General features: G+C 74.6%; 13 protein-coding genes and 1 tRNA gene. 3 read left to right on the top strand and 11 right to left on the bottom strand.

Going from position 1 to position 14677, the window contains the following annotated elements; genetic code table 11:
• Positions 1-42: 42 nt before the first annotated feature.
• From AC07D6_RS19790 to AC07D6_RS19760, 7 genes are all read right to left on the bottom strand, one after another.
• Positions 43-831 carry an LPXTG cell wall anchor domain-containing protein gene (locus AC07D6_RS19790; RefSeq protein ID WP_479046030.1) on the bottom strand — a complete coding sequence of 263 codons (789 nt, stop codon included), beginning with the start codon at positions 829-831 and terminating at the stop codon, positions 43-45.
• Between the two features lie 215 nt (positions 832-1046).
• A complete protein-coding gene (locus AC07D6_RS19785; RefSeq protein ID WP_315880846.1) occupies positions 1047-1520 on the bottom strand; it encodes a hypothetical protein in 474 nt (157 codons plus the stop codon).
• 55 nt (positions 1521-1575) lie between these two features.
• Entirely contained in the window at positions 1576-2169 is a 594-nt protein-coding gene (pth, locus tag AC07D6_RS19780) for an aminoacyl-tRNA hydrolase (RefSeq protein WP_315880847.1), read from the bottom strand.
• 76 nt (positions 2170-2245) lie between these two features.
• On the bottom strand, positions 2246-2827 hold the full coding sequence (locus AC07D6_RS19775; RefSeq protein WP_479046027.1) for a 50S ribosomal protein L25/general stress protein Ctc: 582 nt from the start codon (positions 2825-2827) through the stop codon (positions 2246-2248).
• A gap of 309 nt (positions 2828-3136) precedes the next feature.
• Positions 3137-4114, bottom strand: coding sequence for a ribose-phosphate diphosphokinase (locus AC07D6_RS19770; protein ID WP_315880849.1), 978 nt, complete (start codon positions 4112-4114; stop codon positions 3137-3139).
• Positions 4115-4224: 110 nt separating this feature from the next.
• Positions 4225-5670, bottom strand: a complete 1446-nt coding sequence (gene glmU, locus AC07D6_RS19765; RefSeq protein ID WP_315880850.1) for a bifunctional UDP-N-acetylglucosamine diphosphorylase/glucosamine-1-phosphate N-acetyltransferase GlmU — start codon at positions 5668-5670, stop codon at positions 4225-4227.
• A 115-nt stretch (positions 5671-5785) separates the two neighbouring features.
• Positions 5786-5861 (bottom strand) — tRNA-Gln (locus AC07D6_RS19760).
• Between the two features lie 125 nt (positions 5862-5986).
• Here AC07D6_RS19760 and AC07D6_RS19755 point away from each other — a divergent pair.
• Complete coding sequence (locus AC07D6_RS19755; protein ID WP_479046024.1) at positions 5987-7393, top strand: sensor histidine kinase; 1407 nt, start codon at positions 5987-5989, stop codon at positions 7391-7393.
• 141 nt (positions 7394-7534) lie between these two features.
• Here AC07D6_RS19755 and AC07D6_RS19750 read toward each other — a convergent pair whose 3' ends face one another.
• Positions 7535-8023, bottom strand: a complete 489-nt coding sequence (locus AC07D6_RS19750; RefSeq protein ID WP_479046021.1) for an SUKH-3 domain-containing protein — start codon at positions 8021-8023, stop codon at positions 7535-7537.
• A gap of 11 nt (positions 8024-8034) precedes the next feature.
• Entirely contained in the window at positions 8035-8574 is a 540-nt protein-coding gene (locus AC07D6_RS19745) for a YwqJ-related putative deaminase (RefSeq protein WP_315880853.1), read from the bottom strand.
• A gap of 230 nt (positions 8575-8804) precedes the next feature.
• On the opposite strand from AC07D6_RS19745, the gene AC07D6_RS19740 reads away from it, so the two are divergent.
• Together AC07D6_RS19740 and AC07D6_RS19735 are read left to right on the top strand one after the other, a co-directional pair.
• On the top strand, positions 8805-9788 hold the full coding sequence (locus AC07D6_RS19740) for an SMI1/KNR4 family protein (protein WP_479046018.1): 984 nt from the start codon (positions 8805-8807) through the stop codon (positions 9786-9788).
• A 14-nt stretch (positions 9789-9802) separates the two neighbouring features.
• Positions 9803-12646 (top strand): SUKH-4 family immunity protein, encoded by a 2844-nt coding sequence (locus AC07D6_RS19735; protein WP_479046016.1) that lies wholly within the window; start codon positions 9803-9805, stop codon positions 12644-12646.
• A 114-nt stretch (positions 12647-12760) separates the two neighbouring features.
• On the opposite strand, the gene AC07D6_RS19730 is transcribed toward AC07D6_RS19735, so the two are convergent.
• A complete protein-coding gene (locus AC07D6_RS19730; RefSeq protein WP_479046013.1) occupies positions 12761-13126 on the bottom strand; it encodes a hypothetical protein in 366 nt (121 codons plus the stop codon).
• A 172-nt stretch (positions 13127-13298) separates the two neighbouring features.
• The gene (locus AC07D6_RS19725; protein ID WP_479046011.1) at positions 13299-14633 is read right to left on the bottom strand and encodes a hypothetical protein; all 1335 of its coding nucleotides are present in this window, start codon (positions 14631-14633) and stop codon (positions 13299-13301) included.
• Positions 14634-14677: the final 44 nt, after the last annotated feature.

Below are 14677 nucleotides of genomic sequence, written 5' to 3'. Positions count from 1 at the left end.
CTCCGGCGGGGGCCCGCCCGTTCACGCGCGCGGGGCGCGTCGTCAGTGCTGCCGGACCCTGCGGCGGCGCGCCACCAGGAGGGCGCCACCGGCGACGAGCACGGCGGCGAGGGCGGCGAGGACGCCGACGGGGGCGCCGCTTCCGGTCTCGGCCAGGTCACCGGTGGAGGAGCCCTCGGACGGGGACGGGGACGGCGCGGCGGTCGGCGCGGTCCCGCCCGGGGCGGTCCCGGACGGCGCCGGGGCGCCCGGCGCCACGGACGGGGACGGCGAGGTCGCGGGGGACCCGGGGTTCTCCGACGGACCCCCGGACGGGTTCCCCGAGGGCGTCCCGGACGGGTTCTGCGAGGGGGCCCCGGAGGAGTTCTCCGAAGGGGTCCCGGAGGGGTTCCCGCTCGGGGTGTCGGACGGGCCCGGCGCCACGTCCGGGCAGTCGGACTTGAAGACCTTGGACTTGGCCTGCCCCTTCTCGCCCTCCCAGTTCCAGGACAGCTTGTACTGACCGTCGGGGAGGGTCATGTCCTCGGTGCGGCCGTGGCCCTCGCCGTCCAGGGTGATCGAGCCGTTCTTGACGGCCGTGCCCTTCTCGACGTCGTTCTCGGCCCAGGCATGGATCTGCCAGGTGACCTCCTGGGCGGCGTCGAAGCGGAAGGCGTCGAGGTAGAACGCGCAGACCTTGGGCTCGTTCTTCTTGAGCTCCTCGCCGGTCTCCGCGTCGTGGATCTTGACGGTGCCGTTGTCGCCGTTGGTGGCGTGGGCGGTGGGGGCGAACGTCAGGCAGCAGGCCGCGGCCGCCACCAGGGCGCCGGTGGTCTTCGAAAGGGTGCGCATGGGCAGTCCAACGTGAGAGGTGACTGTGCCGTGGGGGGCGGCTCAGCTTCCTGTGGCGCCGCACGCCAGTCAAGGGCGATCGGAGGCATCCGGACGGATGTATTCCATTTGCTCCCCGCGGCCCCGATAACGGTTGGGCCACATCGCGTTCGGTTGTACGGAAGTCCGCACCGGTTCTGCCACGACCCGGCCGTCCGACCGCATGTGACGCATCGTCAGAGCATCAGGAACGACGCCACCAGCACCGCCCCGCCGGCCGCCCCCGACGCCCAGGCGGCGCGGGTCCAGCGCAGCCCGCCGCCGATGACCAGGGACGCGAGCAGCAGCGCACCGCCCAGCGGCAGCCACGCGTGCAGCCCGCCGGCCCAGCCGGTGCGCACGGCCTCGGTCGTGTCGGGCTTCACGACGACCTCGTACCGGCCGCCCTCCTCGACGGCGACGGACCGGGCGATCGTCATGTCCGTCCGGGGCGGCGCGGCGGGCCCGTCCGGGACGAAGCGGCCCGTGCACACCTCGTCGCCGCAGCCGGTGACCGTCATGGTGCCGTGCACGCGGCCCTCGGAGAGCAGCACGTGCTGCGCGGTGCCCCAGGACGCCCGGACGCCCGCGACCACCAGCACCAGGGCGACCAGCGCCAGGGCGGCGACACGGGCGTACGGGAGTACGGGGATCCGCTGCTTCGGGCTCATGGGGCGCGATCCTTGGCCATGGGGCCGCGCCCGGTCAATTCCGGTGGACGGCCCGTCAGGAGTTGTACGCGGACTGCGCCCGCTCCAGGCCCTCGGTGACCAGCGCCTCGACGGCGTCGGCCGCGCGGTCCACGAAGTAGTCGAGCTCCTTGCGCTCGGCGGAGGAGAAGTCCTTGAGGACGAAGTCCGCGACCGGCATCCGGCCGGGCGGGCGCCCGATCCCGAACCGCACCCGGTGGTACTCCGGGCCCATCGCCTTCGTCATTGACTTGAGGCCGTTGTGGCCGTTGTCGCCGCCGCCCAGCTTGAGGCGCAGCGTGCCGTAGTCGATGTCCAGCTCGTCGTGGACGGCCACGATCTGGTGCGTGGGCACCTTGTAGAAGTCCCGCAGGGCGACCACGGGCCCGCCGGAGAGGTTCATGTACGACATCGGCTTGGCGAGCACGACCCGCCGGCCGGACGGGCCGGGGAGCCCCAGCCGCCCCTCCAGGACCTGCGCCTGCGCCTTGCCGTGCCGCTTGAAGGAGCCGCCGATCCGCTGGGCGAGGAGGTCGGCCACCATGAAGCCGACGTTGTGCCGGTTCCCGGCGTAGCCGGGCCCCGGGTTCCCCAGCCCCGCGATCAGCCAGGGGGCGCTGGCGTCCGTCATCTGCGTGTGCCTCCGGATAGGGGTGTGGGGGGTGCTGGACGCACCCCCCACGACGACATCAGGCCGAAACCGATGCTCAGGCCTCGGTGGCCTCTTCGCCCTCGGCGGTCGGCTCCTCGGCCTGCGCGGCCAGGACCTGCAGGACGACGGTGTCCGCGTCGACGGCGAGGGAGACGCCCTTCGGCAGGGTGATGTCCTTGGCGAGGACGGAGGCGCCGGCCTCCAGGCCCTCGACGGAGACGGTCAGGGCCTCGGGGATGTGGGTGGCCTCGGCCTCGACCGGCAGCGCGTTCAGCACGTGCTCCAGCAGGTTGCCGCCCGGGGCCAGCTCGCCCTCGGTGTGGACCGGGATCTCGACGTTGACCTGCTCGCCGCGGTTCACGAGCAGCAGGTCGACGTGCTCGATGAAGCCCTTCAGCGGGTCGCGCTGGACGGCCTTCGGGATGGCCAGCTCGGTCTTGCCGTCGAGCTCCAGGGCGAGCAGGGCGTTCGACGTCTTCAGGGCCATCATCAGGTCGTGGCCCGGCAGGGTCAGGTGGACCGGGTCGGTGCCGTGGCCGTACAGGACGCCCGGGACCTTGTTGGCGCGGCGGATGCGGCGGGCGGCACCCTTGCCGAACTCGCTGCGGGTCTCGGCGGTGAGCTTCACTTCGGACATGGCGCACTCCTCGTATGCGGGGGCGGACATCTGGTCGCGGTCACTCGGCCACGACTGGACTGGCCTGCTACGAAGAGCGCGTCGATAACGGACCGCCGCGGTCGTACGGACCACGGCCTCCCTCGCCGAGCAACTCCGACAGTCTACTCGGCGTTCCGCGGCGCACCCAATCCGATCACCGGGGCCCGCGGACGGCCCGACCCGGACGGACCGACCCGGACGGCCCCCGGACGGCCCCCGGACGGCGAAGGCCGCCTCCCCGGGCGGGGGAAGGCGGCCTTCGCGGCGGTGCCGCGCATCGGGTACCGGCTACTGCTGCTCTTCGAAGAGGCTGGTGACCGAGCCGTCCTCGAACACCTCGCGCACCGCGCGGGCGATCGTCGGCGCGATCGACAGCACCGTGATCTTCTCCAGCTCCAGCTCGCCCGGCGTCGGCAGCGTGTTGGTGAGCACGAACTCGCTCACCTTGGAGTTCTTCAGCCGGTCCGCGGCCGGGCCGGAGAGGATGCCGTGCGTCGCGGTGACGATGACGTCCTCGGCGCCGTGCGCGAACAGCGCGTCGGCGGCGGCGCAGATCGTGCCACCCGTGTCGATCATGTCGTCGACCAGGATGCACACGCGGCCCTTGACCTCGCCGACGACCTCGTGGACGGTCACCTGGTTGGCGACGTCCTTGTCGCGGCGCTTGTGGACGATGGCCAGCGGGGCGTCCAGCCGGTCGCACCAGCGGTCGGCGACCCGTACGCGGCCGGCGTCCGGGGAGACGACGGTCAGCTTGGAGCGGTCGACCTTCGCGCCCACGTAGTCCGCCAGGACCGGCAGCGCGGTCAGGTGGTCGACCGGGCCGTCGAAGAAGCCCTGGATCTGGTCGGTGTGCAGGTCCACGGTGAGGATGCGGTCCGCGCCCGCGCACTTCAGCAGGTCCGCGACGAGGCGCGCCGAGATCGGCTCGCGGCCCTTGTGCTTCTTGTCCTGCCGGGCGTAGCCGTAGGACGGGATGATCACGGTGATGCTCGCGGCGGAGGCCCGCTTCAGAGCGTCGATCATGATGAGCTGTTCCATGATCCACTTGTTGATCGGAGCCGTGTGGCTCTGGATCAGGAAGCAGTCCGCGCCTCGCGCCGACTCCTGGTAGCGGACGTAGATCTCACCGTTGGCGAAGTCGAAGACCTTCGTCGGCACCAGATCGACACCCAGCTGATGTGCGACCTCCTCGGCCAGCTCGGGGTGGGCGCGGCCGGAGAAGAGCATCAGCTTCTTCTCGCCGGTCGTCTTGATCCCGGTCACAGCACTGTCTCCTCAGACGTGTTCTCTGGCCGCGTGTCCCGTGCGCCGCGAACCAGCCGAATTTGTGTGCACGTATCACGGTACGCCCAGTACGACGTACGTGTTTTCGGTCAGCCTTCGCCGCCGGTCTCTCCGGCCGCCGCCGTGGCGGCCTGGGCGGCGGCGCTGCCGGGCCGCTTCCGGGCCACCCAGCCCTCGATATTCCGCTGCTGGCCACGGGCCACGGCCAACGCGCCGGCCGGGACGTCCTTGGTGATCACGGAGCCGGCGGCCGTGTAGGCGCCGTCCCCGACCGTGACAGGAGCCACAAACATGTTGTCCGACCCGGTCTTGCAGTGGGACCCGATCGTCGTGTGGTGCTTCTTCTCGCCGTCGTAGTTCACGAAGACGCTCGCGGCGCCGATGTTCGTGTACTCGCCGATGGTGGCGTCGCCGACGTACGACAGGTGCGGGACCTTCGTGCCCTCGCCGATCGTCGCGTTCTTCGTCTCGACGTAGGTGCCGATCTTGCTCTTGACACCGAGCCGCGTCCCCGGGCGGAGGTACGCGTACGGGCCCACGGAGGCGCCCTCGCCGATCACGGCGGAGTCCGCGACGGTGTTGTCCACGCGGGCGCCCCGGCCGACCTGGGTGTCCCGCAGGCGGGTGTTCGGGCCGACCTCGGCGTCCTCCGCGACGTGCGTGGCGCCCAGCAGCTGCGTACCCGGGTGGACCACCGCGTCCCGCTCGAACGTCACGGTGACGTCGACCTGCACGGACGCCGGGTCGATCACCGTCACGCCGTCCGCCATGGCGCGCTCCAGGAGGCGCCGGTTGAGCAGCGCGCGGGCCTCGGAGAGCTGGACGCGGTTGTTGATGCCGAGGATCTCGCGGTGGTCGCCCGCGACGGACGCGCCCACGCGGTGCCCGGCCTCGCGCAGGATGCCCAGCACGTCGGTGAGGTACTCCTCGCCCTGGCTGTTGTCCGTGCGGACCTCGCCCAGCGCCTTCGCGAGGAGCCGCCCGTCGAACGCGAACACGCCGGAGTTGATCTCCCGGACGGCCCGCTGCTCGTCGCTGGCGTCCTTGTGCTCCACGATCGCGGTGACGGCGCCCGTGGCCGGGTCGCGGACGATGCGGCCGTAGCCGGTCGCGTCCGGCACCTCGGCGGTCAGCACGGTGACGGCGTTGCCGTCCGCGGCGTGCGTCGCGGCCAGCGCGCCCAGCGTCCGCCCGGACAGCAGCGGGGTGTCGCCGCACACCACGACCACGGTGCCGTCGACCCGCCCCAGCTCCTCCAGCGCCATGCGGACCGCGTGCCCGGTGCCGTTCTGCTCGTACTGGACGGCGGTGCGCGTCCCGGCGTAGTGCTCCTGGAGGTGCGCGGCGACCTGCTCGCGGGCGTGGCCGACGACGACGCAGAGGTGCTCGGGGTCCAGCTCGCGCGCGGCGGAGACGACGTGTCCGACGAGGGAGCGGCCACAGATCTCGTGCAGGACCTTCGGGGTCTTGGACTTCATGCGGGTGCCCTCACCCGCGGCGAGGACGATGACTGCGGCCGGGGGGTTGGCGCTCACGGGTGGCCCTTCGGCTTCGGGTGGTGGACACCCGCAGGATACCGGGGGGTTTCGCAGGGGAAACGAGGGCGGGTCCCGGCCGCGGAGGCCAGGACCCGCGCGGACGTGCCGCGACTGGCTCCCCCATCAGGATTCGAACCTGAACATACGGGACCAAAACCCGCAGTGCTGCCTGATTACACCATGGGGGATCAACCCGGTTGAACCGGACACGAGGTCGGGTCGCCGGACCGGCACGCAACACTATGCCGTACCGACCGGCCTCCGTGCGACGGTGCCCGGCGGACCTGCGGGGGCCGCCCGTAGGCTGGGATGCATGACCACAACGGGGGCACACCAGGACGCCGCGGGCATGACCGCCCGGGGATTCGGGTGGTGGGGGAGGCGGCGCGGAGCCGCGCTGGACATCGGACTCGGGGTCCTCTCGGCCCTGGAATGCGCGGGCGAGGGCGTCGGCTTCGCCGAGGGCGTCCACGTGCCGGCGGCGGTGGGGGCGCTGTTCGGACTGGCCGCCGGATCGGTGCTCGTCCTGCGGCGGCGCTGGCCCATCGCCGTCGTCCTCGTCTCCGTCGCCGTCACACCGGCCGAGATGGGTTACCTCATGGCCGTCGTCGGCCTGTACACCCTCGCCGCCTCCGACGTGCCGCGGCGGATCACCGCGGCGCTCGCCGGCATGTCGCTCGTCGCGGTCTTCCTCGTCACCTTCGTGCGGCTGCGGCAGGACGTCGCCGCCTCCGACTTCGACCCCGGCTCCTGGTACGTGCCGCTCGTGTCGGTCTTCATGTCGGTCGGGCTGACCGCGCCGCCCCTCCTGTTCGGGCTCTACATAGGGGCGCGGCGGCGGCTCATGGAGAGCCTGCGCGAGCGCGCCGACTCCCTGGAGCAGGAGCTGTCCCTCCTGGCCGACCAGGCGGAGCAGCGCGCCCAGCTCGCCCGCACGGAGGAGCGGACCCGCATCGCGCGCGAGATGCACGACGTGGTCGCCCACCGGGTGAGCCTCATGGTCGTGCACGCGGCGGCGCTCCAGGCGGTGGCGCTGAAGGACCCGCAGAAGGCGGTCAGGAACGCGGCGCTCGTGGGGGAGATGGGGCGGCAGGCGCTGACGGAGCTGCGGGAGATGCTGGGGGTCCTGCGCGCGGAACCGGCACAGCCGGCGGCCGGGGCGCTGTCCGCCGCGTCCCCGGGGGAGCCGCCGGCGTCCGTGGGGGAGCCGCTGGCCTCCGTGGGGCGGGCCGCGGCAGCCGCCGCCTCCGCCGCTTCCGGCGCCTCTGCTCCTTCTGCTGCTCCCGCCGCTCCTGCCGCCGGTGCGTTCGCGGCGGAGGACGGGGCCGGGCCGGGGCTCGGCGGTGTCGAGGAGCTCGTCGAGCAGTCCCGCGCGGCGGGGACGGTCGTCGAACTGCTCGTCCAGGGCGAGGCCCGCGCGTACGCCCCGGAGGTCGAGCAGACCGCGTACCGGGTGGTGCAGGAGGCCCTGACCAACGTCCACAAGCACGCGGCGGGCGCCAGGGTCGTCGTACGCCTCGCCCACCGGGGCGAGGAGGTCGCCATGCAGGTGGAGAACGGCCCCTGCGACGCGGCCACCGCCAGCGCCCGCCTCCCCAGCGGCGGCAACGGCCTGATCGGCATGCGGGAGCGGGTGACGGCGCTGGGCGGCGTGTTCGTCTCGGGCCCCACGGACGAGGGCGGCTTCCGCGTCTCGGCCGTCCTCCCGGTGGGCGGGTGAGTCCGGTGACCCCGGTGGCCGGGGCCCCGGTGGCCGGGGGTGGGTGACCCTGGCGGTCGGGTGTTCCCGGTGAGTGGCCCCGGTGGTCGGGTGGGGTCGGTGGTCGGGTGGGGTCGGTGCGGAGGCGCCGGGGGCGGTTGCTCAGGGGCTGGTGAGGCGGGTGGGTTGGACGCCGGTGACCAGGGCCGTCAGGGCGTGGTCGATGTCCGGGCCCAGGTACCAGTCGCCCGCGTGGTCCAGCCCGTACACCCGCCCCTCCACGTCGATGGCCAGCACGCCGCGGCCGTCCCCTTCGGCCCCCAGCGGCGCCAGCTCGGTCTCCAGCGCCCGCCCCAGGTCCGACAGGCTCCGCGCCAGGTGCAGCCCCGCCAACGGGTCCAGCAGCAGCGGACTCGGCGCGATCTGGCGCCCCTGACCGGGGGGCGCGATCCGCAGCCCCCCGAACTCGGCCCACACCTCCACCGCCGCCGGGAACACGCTGTGCCGGTGCCCGGCCGGGGACGTGTGGGCCCGCAGTGCGTCGGCCCACCGCTCGGCCTGCTCGATGTCCCAGCGGCCCGGCTGCCAGCCGGCCTCCCGCAGGGCGGCGTCCACGGCGACGGAGAAGCGGGTGGTGTTCAGGTCGGGCATGGCGGGTGGGGTCAGCCGTTCTGGTGGGACGAGGTCGGATCGACGGAACGTACACCGAAGTGCGCGAGGAGGGCGGCACACGAGCGGCACGGCGCGGCGTAGGTGCCGTGGAGCGGATCGCCGTCCTCGCGGATCCGCCGGGCCGTGATCTTGGCGTTCTTCAGGGAGCGCCTGGCCTCGCCGGCCGTCAGCGGTTTGCGCCGGGCCCGTTTGGACCGGTTGCCCTCCGCGGCGACCAGGTGCCGCGACAGCAGGATCGCCTCCGGGCAGCGCCCGGTGAAGCGCTCCCGCTGCCCGCTCGTGAGCGTGTCGAGGAAGTCCTGGACGAGGGGGTGGAGCACCGGCGGCTGGTTGCCCCGCGCCGCCGTGCACGTGAGGGTCTCGCCGCGTACCGACAGCGCCGCGCCCACCGTCGGCAGGATGCCGTCGCGGCGGTGGCGGAGCGCGGGCGCGCGGTCGGGGGTGGCGGTGCTCCACGAGAGGCGCGGGTCCCCGCCGCCGGACCCCGTGTCGCGGGAGGCGGGCGCCGTTCCTGGTTGCGCTGCGTGCATGGTGCGTACTGTTCCCCTCTGTGCAATCCCCCCAGTTGCGTGGACAGACTGCCAAATGGGTGAGGAGATGGGAAACGAGGTCACTGAATCGGCCTATCGGTGTGTCGCGGGATCACCGATCGGCCACCCGGGCGTGACGCATGGTCACCGCCGTGGAGGGCCCGGCCGCCCTCTGGACCCACCGCATAGGCTGTGCGGAACCAGCCAGCAGCAGCCAGGGGGCAACCGCCATGACGACAGGTCGGCTCGGGCACCAAGCCGCGCCGCCGAACGCGGCCTACGCGGGACAGCTCGTGCACTTCCCGGACCCCGTCCGGGCCGCCCGCCACCCGAGGGGGGTACGGGTGGACGCCGACGGCTTCCCGGACTTCTCGCCGTACGCCCGTGCCGCCGCGGAGATCGCCGAACCGCCGGAGGGCTTCGGCGTGGACGAGCTGCGGCTGACCGACTACGTCTCCGCGAACGCCGCGCTCAAGGCCGACGGCCACCCCCTGTGGGACGCGCTCCCGGCGGTCGCCACCCCGCACGGCTGGACCTGGCACCACGTCCCCCGCACGCGCCGCATGGAGCTGGTCCCCGTCGAGGTGAAGGCCCTGCTGCGGCACCACGGCGGGCTCGCCACCGCGGCGGTCGACCAGGACAAGCGGGGCACGCGCCCCCTCCAGGACACCCGCCCCGCCCACTTCGGGCTGCCCAGGAACGCCGTGTCCGTGACGGAGACGCAGCTCCAGGGCGTCGAGGAGGACCTCGGCTACCGGCTGCCCGGCGCGTACCGCTCCTTCCTCAAGGCCGCGGGCGGCTGCGCGCCGGTCGGCGTCGCCCTCGACGCGGAGCTGGGGCTCCTCGTCGACCAGCCGTTCTTCACGGTCCGGGACGAGGCCGGCGCCAACGACCTCGTGTACGTCAACAAGTGCCTGCGCGACCACCTGACCAAGGACTACCTGGGCGTCGCCTTCGTCCAGGGCGGCCTGCTGGCGGTGAAGACGCGGGGCGCCGGGACGGGTTCGGTGTGGTTCTGCCCGTACGACGACGCGCGGGACGGCGACGGGTCGGCGATCCAGGAGCGCATGGAGCGGCTCCTGCTGCCGTGCGGCGCGGACTTCGACGAGTTCCTGCGGCGCCTGGCGGGCAGCCCGCCGGAGCTGGAGACGGTGGCGAACCTGATGGTGGACGGCGGCTTCGCACGCGCCGTCCCGGTCACGGGTGAAGGGTGACGGGTGACGGTCCGATGGTGACGTTCGCGCAGGCGCAGGAGCGCGCCGAGGAGTGGGTCAACGGAGACGTGCCGCCGTACCAGCACCGCGAGGTGCGGGTGCGGGAGTTCGAGCTGGGCTTCGTCGCCTGGGCGGAGGACCGCCCCGACGGCCCCTCCTCGGACGGCGGCGGGCAGCGGCTGGTCATCGCCCGCGACGGCGAGGCCACGCTGTGGCCGGAGCTGCCGGTGGGCGAGGTGATCCGCCGGTACGAGGAGGAGTACGGAGCCCGGGCGGCGGCCGGGACCCCGCCGCCCCGGCAGCCGGAGCGCATCGACCTGAACCAGACGTCCTTCCTGCTGACCCCGCCGGAGTGGCTCCAGGACGCGGCGGACCGCATGGGCGTCCCGGACCGGAGGGCGGAGGAGCCGCCGGGTGCGGCTGCTGCGTCGGGTGCGTCTGGTGTGTCAGGTGCAGCGGGCGCGGCCGGCGTGTCGGGTACGTCGGGCGTGTCCGGCGCGGGCTCGGAGGCGGGTTCGGACGCGGGAGCGGATGCGGGGGAGGCCCCGGTGGGCGGCGCGCCCGCGCAGGGCGTGCCGTTCGCGCCGCCCGCGCCGGGTGCGACCCCTCCGCCGGCGGTGCCGTTCGCGCCGCCCGCGGGCGCGCCGGCCGACGAGTGGTCCGTGCCCGGCCCGCGGGACGCCGGTGGCCCGCGCGACGGCGCCCCGTCCGGCACGGACGCGCGCGACGCCGCTCCGGGAGGCACCTCCGCGGGCGGCACCTCCCCGTTCGACGCCGTTCCGGGCGGCACCCCGCCCGGCGGCACCGTGCCCGGCCCGCGGGACGCCGTCCCCGGACCCGGCCCGGACCACGAGCCGACCGCCCCCGACGGGGTGCCCGCCACGTCGTCCACCACGTCGTCCACCACGCCGCCGCCCTCCGCCTGGAACGACACCAGCGCCTCGGCCGGTGCGGCCGACGACGTCTCCGTCCCCCTCCCGGCGACCGTGTTCGCGCCCCCGCTGGCCGGCTCGGACGACGACGACACGCCGCCCCCGGCCGTCCCGGCCGACGCGCCGACCGCGCTGATGCAGGGCGGCAGCCAGCTCCCCCGTACGGCCGTCGGGCCCGTCCTCGACCTGGACGCCGCCGACATCGCGGACGCGGCGACCAGCAAGGCGGCGGTGCCGCCGCGCACGCCCGGGAGCGGTACGCGCGGGGGCGGCCCCACGACCCCGCCGCCCCCCGGCGCACCGGGTACGCCGGGCGCCCGCCCGCCCGCCGGAACGCCGACCGGCACGCCGACCCCGCCGCCCGCACCGGCGCCGGGTCCCGGTGCGCCCGCCGGCGGGTACGTACCGACGCAGCTCGTCGCGCAGCTCGGACCGGACGGGCCGAAGCCGCCCGGCGCGCCCACCCCGCCGCCCGGCGGCGGTGTGGACACGGCGCAGACGATGCTGGCCCACCCGGGACCCGGCGGCCCCGGCACGCCGCCGCGCCCGGGCCCACCCGGACCTCCCGGACCTCCCGGTCCGCCCGGGCCTCCCGCGCCGCCCGGTTCGACGCCGCCGGGCGCCGTCGGGGTCGACATGGCGCAGACGATGCTCGCGCAGCCGGGCCCGGGCGGCCCCCCGGCGCCTCCCGGCCCGCCCGGCGCGCCGGGCGCCCCCGGCGTACCCGCGCCGCCCGGAGCCCCGGGCGCCCCCGGCGGGACGCCGCCCGGCGGGGTGCACCACGCCGCGACGATGCTGGCCCACCCCGGCCCGGGCGGCCCCCCGGCACCCCCCGGCCCGCCCGGCATGCCCGGCGCACCCGGGGCCGTACCGCCGCCCGGTATGCCCGGCGCGCCCGGCGCCGTACCGCCGCCCGGTGCGCCCGCGTACGGGTATCCGCAGCCGACCGGCCTGCCCACGGTCGGCCCCGGCTACCAGGTCGTGCTCCGCTACCGGGCGCCGGACGGCTCGGAGGCGCAGATCATCCGCCGTTCCGCGCCGGGCACCCCGCACCCGGAGTGGCAGATCCTGCACGAGCTGCGCGCCATGAACGTGCCGCCGCAGCAGGTGCTGGAGCTGCACACGGAGCTCGCCTCGTGCGAGCTGCCCGGCGGCTACTGCGCCCGGATGATCCAGGAGACCTGGCCGCAGGCACGGATCACGTCGATCGCCCCGTACGGGCGTGACCACGCGAGCCGCCAGCAGGGCATGCGGCAGCTCATCGCCCACCAGGGGGAGCTGCATCAGGTGGCGGACGGCCCCGCCCGCCCCGCGCCGGTGCGCGCCCCGCTGCCGCCGGTGCAGCCGGTCCCGCCGATCCCGCCGGAGGGCATCGCGCAGGAGCTGACGGGCGCGTTCGGGCCGCACGGCATCTGCCGGTTCGACCAGCGGGCCGTGTCCCGGCAGGGCGTACCGGAGCTGGTCGCGCGCACCCTCGTGTGGGCGGGCCTGCCGGCGGACTTCGGGCCGTTCTTCTGGGCGCAGCCCGCGCAGCCGGTCGTCCCGACGCTGGCCGAACTGGCCGCGCAGCGCCAGATCCAGCCGGCCGCCGACGCGGGTGCGTACCTGGTGCTCGGGTCCGACTTCGGCCGGGCGATCTGCGTCCAGTACGGCACGGCCCACATCGTCGCGGTACCGGTCGAGGCCGGCCCGGGCGGCCGGCCGGTGGCCCCGCAGTTCGTCAACACGGGCCTGCCGGAGTTCACCCGCTGCCTGGCCCTGCTGGGCCGCATGTGGCGCCTCCGCTTCGGCCTGACGCCGGAACAGGCGGGCCGCTGGACGGTCGACTTCCAGGCCCAGCTCGCCATGCTGGACCCGGCGGCACTGGCGTCCCCGGAGAGCTGGTGGTCGGTCCTGCTGGAACAGATGTGGGACGGCCTGCTGTAAGCACCGCGGAAGGGCCCCGGCGCCTCGGCACCGGGGCCCTCCTCACTCCACCGAGGCGGGCGGCTGCGCCGTTCTTCGCCCTCGTGCTGCCCGTCATCGGGCACGCCGGGGCGGTCAGCCCAGGGACTTCTCGATCGTCTCGAAGATGTCGGCGTCGGTCTCCTGTTGCCAGGCCGGCAGGTCCTGCCAGTCCGCCACGTAACCGGGCTTCGGGTCCTCGAAGTGCTTGAACATCTGGGCCGTCCAGCACGTGGCGACGAAGCGGCCCTTCTGCTCGCGGGACAGCCGGGCCGTGTTGCCGCCGCTGATCTCGACGAACCGGCGGACCTGCTCGTAGACGGAGCCCGCGGCCTCGCGCTCCCACTGCGGGGTGTCGTCCCAGGGGGTCACGTAGCCGGGCTTCGGCTCACCGGGGAAGTGGCGGCGGACACCCGCGATCCAGGCTTCCCGGAACAGTCGTGCGCCATCGGTCTGCGACATGCCTCACCCTCTCGTCACGGCGTACTCAGAGCGGCGATCTCCGCCTCCGGTTCCGCCACACGGTGGTCCCGGCTCGGAGCCGGCCTCCCCCCGGGCCCGGAGTCTACGGGCGGCCGTACCCGGAGGACGACGCGACCGGAGGGCGGGCCGTACGGTTCCCGTCCGCCGGCCGTCAGGCGGCCTTCAGTGCGGCGACGTGGCGGGCGCGTTCCTCCAGGGTGCGAGCGGCGGGGAGGCCGCGGTGGGCGGGCAGGGCGCGGAGGATCGTCGCGAGGTGGGCGTCGCCACGGGCGGAGGAGACCGTCAGGTGCTCGTCGAGGAAGGCGTGCCACGTGGCGCAGGCGGCCTCCACGTGCCGCATGCGGAACTGCCGTTCCGCGATCACGCCCAGGCAGTGCAGGCGCCCCTGCCGCTCCTCGGGGGCGCGTGCCGCGTTGGACCGGCGCAGGCTCCTGATCGAGCCCTCCCCGTCGCCCAGGCACCAGCGGACGTGGGCCTCGTGGAAGAAGTAGGCGGCCTCGTCGTAGCCGCCCACCGCGTCCCGCCGGTCGTCGGCCCGGGCGAGGGCCGCCTCGGTCTCGCCCAGGCGGGCCAGGGCGGCGCGCCGGTCACCGACCATGGCGGAGGCGTGGGCCTGCTGGCCCCGCAGGAACGCCACGAGGCGCGGCCCGGCCGCGGGTGCCGCCTCCGCCGCGCCGTCCGCCAGCTCCAGCGCCTTCGGCCCGTACCCGAGGTGGGACGCCTGGAGGCTCATGCCGCGCAGGGTGCGGCAGTACGTGACGTGGTCCTCCGCCTCCCCGGCCAGCCTCAACGCCTTCACGTAGTACCGCTGGCCCAGGCCCTGCCGCTCCTCGTACATGGCCATCCACCCGGTGAGGTAGACGAGGTCGGCGGCGGCTGCCCGCATGTCCCGCCGTACGCGCTCCGGGCCCGGCGCCTTCAGGTACGGGCCCACCGCGTTCACCAGGAAGGCCGCCGCCATGGGGCGGGCGTGACCGGCGCCGATCTCGTCCAGGATCTCCGCGACCTTCTCCGTCATGCGCCGGACCGTCCGCACGTCACCGTCCCCGATGTGCACCGTCCGGCCCGTGCGCGCCGCCTCCGACCGACCCGCCAGGTCCTGGAAGGACGGCACCAGCAGCGTGGCGCTGTACAGCCCCGCGCCCAGGACGCTCCGCCGGGACGGGTCCATGTCCGCCCGGCTCAGCTCCACCACCCCCGACGCGAGGTCGGGCTCTTCACCGGGCCCCGCGCCCCACCCCAGTTCGGCGGAGGTCACCGGGCGGCCCAGCAGACGGGACAGCGCCTCCACCGCGGCGGGCCGGGCCTCCGCCTTCGGCACGCTGCCCTTCAACCAGTGGGAGACCGCGGTCTTGTCGTAGTGCAACCGGAGTCCGAGCTCCGCGCCCGTCCGGTTCACCTTGCGCGCGAACTGTTCGTTGCCCGCGCCGGCCTCGGCCATCAGCCGCGCCAGCGTCTCATTGGGTGTGCGTGTCCGTGCCGCCATCGCCGAACCCCCGAGCGTTCAACCCGTTCAACCGGACCTCCAGA

It is taken from the genome of Streptomyces sp. NPDC045287 (assembly GCF_056432325.1).
Note: the sequence above shows the minus strand (reverse complement) of the source record. Positions and strands in the feature narration are given on the sequence as shown.